Source organism: uncultured Serinicoccus sp. (assembly GCF_947500995.1).
Classification (GTDB): domain Bacteria; phylum Actinomycetota; class Actinomycetes; order Actinomycetales; family Dermatophilaceae; genus Ornithinicoccus.
In genome coordinates this window covers 1-3,926 of sequence record NZ_CANMUA010000017.1, presented here as the reverse complement: position 1 = coordinate 3,926, position 3,926 = coordinate 1, and the positions used below count along the sequence as shown (strand labels likewise).

Annotated in this window: 4 protein-coding genes; all 4 read right to left on the bottom strand. The window is 67.8% G+C overall.

Features of this window, described 5'->3' with window-relative positions:
• Positions 1–77 precede the first annotated feature (77 nt).
• A complete protein-coding gene (locus Q0967_RS17175; RefSeq protein WP_299451281.1) occupies positions 78–326 on the bottom strand; it encodes a helix-turn-helix domain-containing protein in 249 nt (82 codons plus the stop codon).
• Positions 327–375: 49 nt separating this feature from the next.
• A complete protein-coding gene (locus Q0967_RS17170; protein WP_299451279.1) occupies positions 376–669 on the bottom strand; it encodes a hypothetical protein in 294 nt (97 codons plus the stop codon).
• 89 nt (positions 670–758) lie between these two features.
• A complete protein-coding gene (locus Q0967_RS17165; protein ID WP_299451277.1) occupies positions 759–3,536 on the bottom strand; it encodes a hypothetical protein in 2,778 nt (925 codons plus the stop codon).
• A gap of 80 nt (positions 3,537–3,616) precedes the next feature.
• Positions 3,617–3,926, bottom strand: a 310-nt coding sequence (locus tag Q0967_RS17160) for a tetratricopeptide repeat protein (protein WP_299451275.1), incomplete at its 5' end; no start/stop codon positions are given.

The following is a 3,926-nucleotide window of genomic DNA, read 5'->3' as shown; positions in this document are numbered from 1 at the left end:
TCCCACGGGTCATCTCCTTCATGGTCACGCCGATCATGCCTTCATAACCGGTCTGCCAAGAAGTTTGGAACGCGACATTAGGGCCGGCTCGGGGAGACAGGGGGTGCGCCGCGGCCGCGGCGTGTCACGCCGGCGCGTTGCAGGATGTTGCGGACGGCGCCGTGGGAGCGGCCGGTGAGCTCGGCCAGCTCACGTAAAGACCGCCCGGCTTCGTACTCGCGCACGACGTAGGCCTTCACGTAATCGGGCAGGTAGCGGCCGGGCGCCGCGGACCTTGCCAGCTCGGGGTCGGCGTCGTGGCTCGAGGGTCGGCCGGGGTAGGGCACGTGGTGAACGTACAACGACGGCCACGACACTGGGGCCAGTCCTCAGAAGTCAGGAAGTGTGGGCGGGACGCAGCTGGGAGGCGGGCAGGAACCGGGTGACGGCCTGATCGTCGACGACGAGCACGACCCACGCCTGCCACCCAGTAGCTGAACGGTGCCAGCTGATCACCAGTACCGGAACCGGGTCCGGAAGATCCTCGAACGCAGCCCAGGCATGCCGGGTCGCCGGCGCCTGCCCGGCCGGGCGCAGCGCCGGGGCCGCGATGTCCGTCGTCACCGAGACGCGGCCGCGGTCCCGCAACGGGACTCCCGGGCCCCGCTTGCCGTACATGCCGCCCGCCATCCACCCACGGTATCGAACACACGTCGCATCGCCTGAGTGCCGTATGACTAACTCCCGTGGTCTGTCCGTGCATTCGGGCTTGCCGGCGTTCAAGAGCGCTTGCGCAGAAGACCGGTGATTCCGGCGAGGAAGAGGACGGTGAGAAGCCAGCTGCCGGTCTTGAGCGCGGTGAGGATGATGTGGAGCCATGGTGTGACCGGGGCCCATTGTTCGCTCGTGGCGGTCGCGGCGGCGGGGAGCGCGGTCTCCAGCGCGAGTATCCATGGGTTGGGGCCAGCTGGCAGCGCCTGCGGCTGGGCGTCGCCGGGATCGACTAAAGCGAAGGCCCCGTCGGGGGCGAAGTGCCCGACGGCGAATGCGGCGGCGCCGATGGCGAGTAGCCACAGCAGGGCCCTGAACGGGTGATAGCCATAGCCCACGGTGCCCCCGTAGAAGATGTGCCTGAGCCGCCGGATGAAGGGCGGTAGCTGTCGGGTGGCACGCTTCTCCATTCCGACCCTGATCTTGCGCGCATGGCCTGGTTGACCGGCCCGGTCATAGAAGGCGGCGACCTGCGCCCACGGCTGAGCTGTGAATTCAGCGGCTGTGTCGAGCCAGGTCGCGAACGCGTCCGGGTCGTCGCGCAGCGGCCCGCCGACTTCACCGACTGTCCATCCTTGCGCTTCGAGCCTGACCCTCTCGCTAGGTTTGTCCATTGCGCGCAGAGACACGACAGAGGATTCGCGGAGGTCGAGAAATCCAGTCCACCGGGACGTCCCCGCCAGCAGCAATGCCCCTATCCTCGCCCCGAACAGGTTGAGCGCCCTCCCTTCTGGGTTGCTCAACTTCGCCTCAGCCAGGACCAGCTGTCCCTTGATCTGGGCACCCGAGGCGTGGATCTCCCCGGTGGACACCAGGCCCTCGGCGAACACGCCCCCACCCACCTGCGCCCCATCCAGAGACAAAGCGTCACCGTCGGGGTTGCTCAACTTCGCCTCAGTTAGGACCAGCTGTCCCCCGATTCGGGCACCCGAGGCGCGTACCTGCCCGGTGGACACCAGGCCCTCGGCGAACACGTCCCCACCCACCTGCGCCCCATCCAGAGACAAAGCGTCACCATCGGGGTCGCTCAACTTCGCCTCAGTTAGGACCAGCTGTCCCTCAATTCGGGCACCCGGGGCGCGTACCTGCCCGGTGGACACCAGGCCCTCGGCGAACACGCCCCCACCCACCTGCGCCCCATCCAAGGACAAGGCGTAACCATCGGGGTTGTTGAACTCAGCGTTCCGCAGGGACAGATGATCGTCGATACGGGCACTCAGGGCGCGTACCTGCCCGGTGGCCACCAGGTCCTGGGCGAACACGCCCCCATCCACCTGCGCCTGGTCCAGGGATAAGGCGTCACCGTCAGGGTTGTTCAACTTCGCCTTCTGCAGCCCCAACTGGCCCTCGATCCGGGCACACGAGGCGCGTACCTGCCCGGTGGCCACCAGGCCCGCCGCGAACACGCCCCCGCCCACCTGCGCCCCATGCAGGAATAGGGCGTCACCGTCGGGGTTGCTCAACTTGGCCTCAGTCAGGTCCAGCCGGCCCTCGATCCGGGCACCCGGGGCGTGTACCTGCCCGGTGGCCACCAGGCGCTGGGCCAACACGTCCCTGCCCACCTGCGCCTGGTCCAGGGACAAAGCGTCACCGTCGGCGTTGCTCAACTTGGCCTCAGTCAGATCCAGCCGGCCCTCGATCCTGGCGCCCGTGGCGCGTACCTGCCCGGTGGCCACCAGTCCCGGCGCGAACACGTTCCCGCCCACCTGCGCCTGGTCCAGGGACAAGGCGTTCCCCTCTGGGTTACTCAACTCTGCTTTCTGCAATTCGAGCAGGCCCTCGATTCGGGCATGCAGGGCGCGTACCTGCCCGGTGGCCACCAGGCCCTGCGCGAACACGCCCCCACCCACCTGCGCCTGGTCCAGGGACAAAGCGTGACCGTCGGGGTTACTCAACCTCGCCTTATCCACGACCAACTGGCCCTGGATTCGGGCACCCAGGGCGCGTACTTCCCCGGTGGCCACCAGGTCGCGCGCGAACACGTCCCCACCCACCTGCGCCTGGTCCAGGGACAAGGCGTTCCCTTCTGGGTTGCTCAACTCCGCCTTCTGCAGGCCCAGCACACCCTCGATCCTGGCACCCCGGGCGCGTACCTGCCCGGTGGCCACCAGGCCCTGCGCGAACACGCCCCCACCCACCTGCGCCTGGTCCAGGGCCAGGGCGAACCCTTCTGGGTTGCTCAACTTCGCCTCATCCAGGACCAACTGGCCTGGTGTTTCGAGCTCAAGCAGTCTGAGCTCGCCGTCGCTATACAGCCATTGAGCGACGAATCCACCGACGCCGATTCTGAGTCCGTCTCCAATCACGCCGGCTAGGCAGCTGCCGGAGAGGTCGAGCGTAGGGAGTGTGGCGCACTCGAGATTGGGAACGTCCTGGAGGTGGGTGAAGGTCAGCGCCAACGGTAGGTTGACGGCGGCATGAGCCAGGTCCAGGGTTCCGGTGAGGACTGCCCCGTGGATCCATAGTCCTCGTGGGTCAGGCTTCAGGCTTGGATCGAGTAGGACTTCGCGGACAGCTGACGCGGGCACGTGCGCGGCCGTCGGGTAGTCCGACGCCGGGGGTAGCTGCCACCCCTGCGGCAGGTCGAGGTCTGCGAGGTCACGGCGCACGGTCACGCCTTGGCCGGGGACGTCTGGGGCCCCTTCCAGTTCACTGAGGTCGATCCGGGTCCCGGTCCGGGCGGCCAGCGTCAGGAGGTCTACCCACTCCTGATGGTCCGACGGCGCCACGCCCGCCGCGACAGGAGGACCGTGAGGGCCGGCACGGTGCTGCTTGGGTTTGGTCACTGGTGCATCGTTGCGGTGCAGACGCTCAATGCCAAGGACCCGCACCCACTAGCGCTCTATTACCCGCCATAATGCCTTCGTTATTGCGGGTAATCAGGGTCAGCGTTGTCCACCTTCCGGTGCCAGGTGGCCAGGTTCTTCCGGGTGGTGAGGGTATCGGGGTGCTCTGGGCCCTGGACCCGCTCTCGCACGGGGAGCAGCTCCTCCAATTCGGTGACAGCCTCGGGAGCATCGCCCGCGTGGCCGCGCCAGAAGGCCAGGTTGCCCCGGGTGGTGAGGGTATCGGGGTGCTCTGGGCCCTGGACCCGCTCTTGCACGGGGAGCAGCTCCTCCAATTCGGTGACAGCCTCGGGAGCATCGCCCGCGTGGCCGCGCCAGAAGGCCAGGTTG